The 6,437-nt window shown below is 63.2% G+C and carries 5 protein-coding genes; 1 reads left to right on the top strand and 4 read right to left on the bottom strand.

The window, feature by feature from the left end; translation table 11 throughout:
- Nucleotides 1–818: 818 nt before the first annotated feature.
- The 3 genes from JQ631_RS29100 to JQ631_RS29090 form a co-directional block, all read right to left on the bottom strand.
- Complete coding sequence (locus JQ631_RS29100; protein WP_212332783.1) at nt 819–1,019, bottom strand: hypothetical protein; 201 nt, start codon at nt 1,017–1,019, stop codon at nt 819–821.
- Between the two features lie 294 nt (nt 1,020–1,313).
- Nucleotides 1,314–3,455 carry a flagellar biosynthesis protein FlhA gene (gene flhA / locus JQ631_RS29095; RefSeq protein WP_212332781.1) on the bottom strand — a complete coding sequence of 714 codons (2,142 nt, stop codon included), beginning with the start codon at nt 3,453–3,455 and terminating at the stop codon, nt 1,314–1,316.
- A 296-nt stretch (nt 3,456–3,751) separates the two neighbouring features.
- Nucleotides 3,752–4,504, bottom strand: coding sequence for a hypothetical protein (locus tag JQ631_RS29090; RefSeq protein WP_212332773.1), 753 nt, complete (start codon nt 4,502–4,504; stop codon nt 3,752–3,754).
- 242 nt (nt 4,505–4,746) lie between these two features.
- On the opposite strand from JQ631_RS29090, the gene JQ631_RS29085 reads away from it, so the two are divergent.
- Nucleotides 4,747–6,012: an MFS transporter gene (locus JQ631_RS29085; RefSeq protein WP_212332771.1), complete on the top strand. Its 1,266-nt coding sequence runs from the start codon at nt 4,747–4,749 to the stop codon at nt 6,010–6,012.
- On the opposite strand, the gene JQ631_RS29080 is transcribed toward JQ631_RS29085, so the two are convergent.
- Entirely contained in the window at nt 6,009–6,416 is a 408-nt protein-coding gene (locus tag JQ631_RS29080) for a DUF4864 domain-containing protein (protein ID WP_212332769.1), read from the bottom strand. The genes JQ631_RS29085 and JQ631_RS29080 overlap by 4 nt on opposite strands.
- Nucleotides 6,417–6,437 lie beyond the last annotated feature (21 nt).

The following is a 6,437-nucleotide window of genomic DNA, read 5'->3' as shown; positions in this document are numbered from 1 at the left end:
TCGGAAACGACGTATGTGTCGCGCAACCCGGCCCATGGAAGAGGGGCGTATCGCGATCGTCACGACGCGGGCCGGACGGCGGTGGGCGTGGCTCACATCGGTGCGAAGGGTTTTGCAGGGCGGGAAACCGTGAGCGAGGCCGTCGCGCGGACGACCGGTGTGATCTCGCGTACGGCAAAATCGTGTGGTCCTGGCGCCCGGAGCCTGTGCGCCAAGTCTTGTGGTGATGTGCGATGTCCAACCGGACGCTCGCATCAGCCATCTGCAAGGTGACGGGGGCAATAGTGCATCGCTCCCCGGGGAGAGCACGACATAAGCCGTCAAACCACTGCGCAGGGAAGGCCGGATGTTGAGGCTTCACCTGTATGCCGCTGTGCAGATCTTCCGACTACAACCCCGCACAGTGGACCGCGGGTGCCAGCCGGCACCCGGTCTTCCCTGCGCCCTCTTTCAGTTGAGGGTGAGGCGACGGAGCAAAGCTCGGGCGAGATGAGCCGCGAGGATGCGGAGGTGTGTCTGCGATGGAGATGCGTGCCATGGAAGCGACGCCAATGCGTCTTGCTCCGTCAGTGCGAGGAGCGAAGCGGCGAGGCAATCCAGACTGCCGCTGCGGATGGGTTCTGGATGACTCCGCTACGCTCGCAATGGCGAACTGGATGGGTTTATGCGCGCCCCGAATAGGACCCCAGACATGAGAAAGCGCCCGTGGGGGGCGGGCGCTTTCTGTAGTCGACTTGGGGTTGGGGTCGTCTACATATCCACGTGGCGACTTTGGGGGGCTGGTAAAGAGCCGCGTGAATTCCTGAAACTCGTGTCTCCTAGCGAACGAGAAGTGTGTTCGCGCTGGTGATGGCAACCGGCTTGCCGGCCTTCATAACGCGGGCGGTCTGGGTGAGGCTGTCATCGGAACCCGTGCGTGCCGTGATGCCGAAGCCAGCAACCGCGATCCCTGCGACCAGGGCCACGACCACAATCTTCAGATGTGTCGAGCGATCTGCGCTGTAAATCGAGTGGTTCATGGAAGGCTCCTGCCGCCACCTACCCGAAGTAGTCGCCGCCCTGTTGAGGCAGGTTCATGCTCCCGGTGCCCAACAACCTAGTATTGGGAGGATTCGTTCCCAAGGGGTCATCACAAGAGCGTGACAGGACGTGAAAGATCGCGATTGAAATCGGTTCTCGATCGTTCGATTTCGCAATTATTTCAAAGCTGTAATCTGCTTGTCAGGCGCCTTGTCAGCCTTTGGTCGACAAGGCGCCAGGAACTCAAAAACCATTTGCCTGTGGCCGAAAAACACACGGCTTCTTAAGACAAATCAGATGCTTCCGACCGTTTTCAGCCTCGCCCTGGGGTGGATTTCGGCCTGCGACAACACTGTCGTCTGGGCACGGAACCGCTCGACCAGGGAGCGAACGAAGGGACGAATTGCCGCAGATGTCACCAGCACCGGAGCCTCGCCTTCGCGGGCGGCGCGCTCGAAGGCCTCGCGCACGCCGGTCATGAACTCCGACAGTTTCGAGGGCTGCATCGCGAGGCTGCGCTCTTCGCCCTGGCCGATGATGGATTCGGCAAAGGCCTGCTCCCATCGCGCCGACAGCGCGATCAGCGGCAGATAGCCGGCATAGGAGGTGTTCTGCGCACAGATCTGCCGTGCCAGCCGTGCGCGGACATGCTCGACCATGCTCGCGGGATTGCGCGAGAAGGCGAGCGAATCGGCGATGCCCTCGAGGATGGTCGAGAGGTCGCGGATCGAGATGCGCTCGGCGAGCAGCAGCTGCAGCACGCGCTGGATACCGGAGACCGTGACCTGTCCGGGCACGATGTCCTTGACCAGCTCGCTCTGCTCCTTCGGCAGCTCCTTGAGCAGCTTCTGCACCTCGCCATAGGAGAGCAGGTCCGACATGTTGGCCTTGAGCAGCTCGGTGAGGTGGGTCGAGAGCACGGTCGCGGCGTCGACGACGGTGTAGCCCTTGAGCGAGGCTTCCTCCTTGAGGCTGGCATCGACCCAGGTCGCGGGCAGGCCGAAGGTCGGCTCGGTGGTGTGGATGCCGGGCACCTGCACCTGGCTGCCGCCGGGATCCATGACCATGAACTGGTTCGGCCAGATCTTGCCGGTGCCGGCGTCGACCTCCTTGATCTTGATGATGTAGGTGTTGGCCTCGAGCTGGACGTTGTCGAGTATGCGTACCGCCGGCATCACGAAGCCCATTTCGATCGCGAGCGAACGGCGCAGCGCCTTGATCTGCTCGGTGAGGCGGTCGGTGCCGTCGGGGCCGTTGACCAGCGGCAAGAGCGCATAGCCAAGCTCGATCTTGAGGTCGTCGATCTTCAGCGCCGCCGAGATCGGCTCCTCCGCCGCCGCAGCTCCTGGCGCGCCGGGCTGACCGGCAGCGGGCGCGGCCTTGGCGGCTTCCGCGGCCTTGACGGCGGTGCGCTTGTGATTGCGCGCATTCCAGGCGAGCGCGCCGGCGCCGGCGCCGAGCGCGAGGAAGGGGATGGTCGGAATGCCGGGCAAGGCCGCCAGCACCAGCATGACCGCCGAGGACATCGCGAGCGCCTGCGGATAGCCGGAGAACTGCTTCATCAGCGCCTTGTCGGCGGCGCCGGAGACGCCGGCCTTGGAAACCAGCAGGCCCGCCGCCGTCGAGACGATCAGCGCGGGCACCTGGGTGACGAGGCCGTCACCCACGGTCAGCAGCGTGTAGCTGCGCCCTGCGTCGGCGAAGGAAAGGCCCTGTTGCGCGACGCCGATGATCATGCCGCCGACGACGTTGATGAAGACGATCAGCAGGCCGGCGACGGCGTCGCCGCGGACGAATTTCGAGGCACCGTCCATGGCGCCGAAGAAGCCGCTCTCGTCCTCCAGCTCCTTGCGCCGCTGCTTGGCGACCGTCTCGTCGATCAGGCCGGCGCCGAGATCGGCGTCGATCGCCATCTGCTTGCCGGGCATGGCATCCAGGTGGAAGCGCGCGGCGACTTCGGCGATGCGGCCCGAACCCTTGGTGATGACGACGAAGTTGACGATGATCAGGATGGCGAAGACGATGATGCCGATGACGAAATTGCCGCCCATCACGAAGCTGCCGAACGCTTCGATGACGTGACCCGCGGCGGCCGTGCCCTCGTGCCCGTGCGACAGGATCAGGCGCGTCGAGGCCATGTTGAGCGACAGGCGCAGCATGGTCGAGATCAGCAGGACGGTCGGAAAGGCCGAGAATTCCAGCGGCGTCTGGATGAACAGGGACGTCATCAGGATCAGGATCGAAAGCGTGATCGAGATCGCCAGGAACAGGTCCAGCACGATCGCGGGCAGCGGCAGGATCAGCACCACCAGGATGGTGAGGATGCCGAGCGCCAGCGCGATGTCGCCGCGCTTGAGGATGGTGACGATCTCGTTCAGCGAGGGGATGCCGGGCTTCGCTGCGCCTACGCCCTGTCCTGCGGTGACGTCGACCATGGTAGCTGCCTCTCCGCGCGACTGCCGTCCGCGCGCCCCAAACGTCTGTGCGGCGGCCGATGGGCCACCGTTCCGAAAGTGAGGCACCGCACTGGCGTCCACGGGAACTCCCGCTCTACGCGTCTGACGACACTCGACTTCACCCGGCAATTTTTGCCCGGTGTATGGTTAGCAAAGGGTTAACAAAGGAGTGGGAGAAGGTCGGGGCAGGGGTATTTCGGGCCCCCGATCCGGCGAAAAATCCCGGCCGCCAGGCAGCGGCCGATCAATAGGGGGGCGGAGCCGCTCGAATCGCCCTACAGCGCCTTCGCGACGTCGGCTGTGCCCATCGGCATTAGGTCGCCCGACTCTTTCCGGATCGCGTCCGCGACGTAACGAAGCTCGAGGTTCTTGATGAACCAATAGGTCGCGAAGGCCCACAGGCCGGACCATTCGACGTACAGGATGTAGGAATCGTTGGCCCGATCCGTGTGCAGGAAATGCATCAGCACCGAGCCTCCCATCGCGAGCAGCATGTAGGTGCCGATCAGGAAGTAGGCCCTCCTGAACCATTTGCGGGCCGCGCCGTCTTTCTTGAGCTTCGACAGCGTCGAGCCCGAGAACCAGAATATGATGATGCCGATACACACGAACGCCAGCACCGCGCTGATGCCGTGCAGCGTGACATTCGGGTAGCCGAAATAGGCGAGGGTGAATGGACTCGTCTTGCCGGAGACGGCCATCGGAAAGATGGCGACGCACAAGGTGAATGCTCCGGTCAGGCTGAGCCAGCGGTCTTCATTTTTCGAGAAGCCCTTGTAGCGGTACAGGAACACGCCGACCGCGAACAGGAGTCCGCAGAACCAAAGCCGGACAGGATAGAGATCCGCCATGCCCGAAGCAGGGTTCTGGGCAAAATAGTAATCGCTCAACGAGGGCTGGAGCTGAATTCCCCAGGCCAGGCCAACCAGGATCACGACGACCGGGAAAGCCGCGGTGAGCAGGCCCATTCGGTTTCGCAATGTCTGGTAGTTCTCGACGATGGCCTTGTCGATATGATCCTGGTCCATGATGCGCTCCCATGGCTGCAATCGGTGTCATTCTTTCATTATTTCAGGTTGTGCAAAAGAGATCGGCTTCACAAAGGGTGTGTCATAAAACGCGACTGCTAGCCTGTGATCGTGCGACAGTTCGCGATGCGCAAGCAGTTGCAAATGAATGCAAACCCAGGCTTCGCCACGCCCGTTACCGCAGTGCACAGCGCATGCCCATTATCGCGGCGCGATGGTTGACCGCACGGCGATCCGCGAACATGGTCCACGCCGTGCACGCGCCAAATCACCCAGAACAGAAACCGGCCTCATTCACCCCTGACTCGCGTCAGGCCTGGGTGCGGCTTTTGCTCGCGCTGGTGATGGGTTCGATCGGCGGCGTCGGCATGTGGGCTGTGGTCGTGGTGATTCCCGTCGTGCAGGCCGAATTCGCCGCCACGCGGGGGTCGGTGTCGCTGGCCTTCACGCTGATGATGTTCGGGTTCGGGCTTGGCGGCGTCATCGCCGGCAAGATCACCGACAAGTTCGGCATTGTGCCGGCCATGGCCATCAGCATCGCCTTCCTCGGCGTCGCCAACATGCTTGCCGGGCTCTCGGCCCATCTCTGGCAATTCGTGGCCGCCTATTTCCTGATCGGGCTCGGCACATCGGCAACCTTCGCGCCGCTGATGGCGGAGGCCTCGCACTGGTTCGAGCGCTATCGCGGGCTCGGCGTGACCATCGTCGCGAGCGGCAATTACGTCGCCGGCACGATCTGGCCGCCGCTCATCAATGCGGGCATGGAGAAGATCGGCTGGCGCTACACTCATTTCGGGATTGCCCTCGTCTGCGTGACCCTGATGACCATGCTGGTGCTGGTCCTGCGCGCGCAGATGGGCGACGACAAGGTCCGCAATCACGCCAATGCGGCGCCTCCGCGCGTCAATCTGAGGCTCTCGACCAACACGCTGACGGTGCTGCTCTCGATCGCCAGCATTTCCTGTTGTGTCGCCATGGCAATGCCTCAGGTGCATATCGTCGCCTATTGCGGCGATCTCGGCTACGGCGTGGCGCGGGGCGCCGAGATGTTGTCGCTGATGATGGCCTGCGGCATCGTCAGCCGTATCGGCTCCGGCTATCTCGCGGACAAGATCGGCGGGATTCCGACGTTACTGATCGGGGCATTGGCGCAGGGCTTCGCGCTGGTGTTCTACCTGTTCTTCGACAGCCTCTCCTCGCTCTACCTGATCTCGGCCATGTTCGGCCTGTTCCAGGGCGGCATCGTGCCGAGCTACGCGATCATCGTGCGCGAGGCGATGCCGGCCAGCGAAGCCGCAACCCGCGTCGGCATCGTGATCTTCGCCTCCGTGTTCGGCATGTCCTTCGGCGGCTGGGTGTCCGGCATCATCTTCGATGCCACCGGCTCCTACGCGGCGGCCTTCGCCAACGGCGTAGCGTGGAATGCCCTCAATGTCGGCATCGTCTTGACGCTGCTGATCCGCTCGCGCATGTCGTCGGTCAAGACAGGACCGAATTTCGCGACCTAGACCGCTTGTCCCGCCTTCAGCAGTGAACAGCCGGTGATCTTGTAGCTTCCGTCGGCCTGCTGTTCGAGCGTGTAGAGCGCTTCCCAGGCCTCGCCATTGGCATCGATGATATGAACGCGCTGGGCAATCGAGCTGCCCTCGCTCTTGCTGTCGCCGAACTCAAAGCTCTTGTGGCGGTAGACCGGCGCGTAGCCGTTCTGCACCATCGACATGAAGATGTCGGGTGCGGGGAAGATCTGCTTGATCGCCGGTGCGGCATAGGAATAGGCCGCTGCCGCATCGTCGTGAACAAAGGCTTGCTCCTGGGCGCGGATCACCCCTTGCGCCGTCGTGACGTCGTCAGCGCGGGCGGCGAGGGGACTGAAGGCCATGATGAGGGCAACGACCAAGGCTGCGATGCGCATGATAGGCTTCCCGCGTTGATA

It is taken from the genome of Bradyrhizobium manausense (assembly GCF_018131105.1).
GTDB lineage: Bacteria > Pseudomonadota > Alphaproteobacteria > Rhizobiales > Xanthobacteraceae > Bradyrhizobium > Bradyrhizobium manausense_B.
The sequence above is the reverse complement of the archived record's forward strand: the minus strand, read 5'-3'. Positions and strand labels throughout refer to the sequence as shown.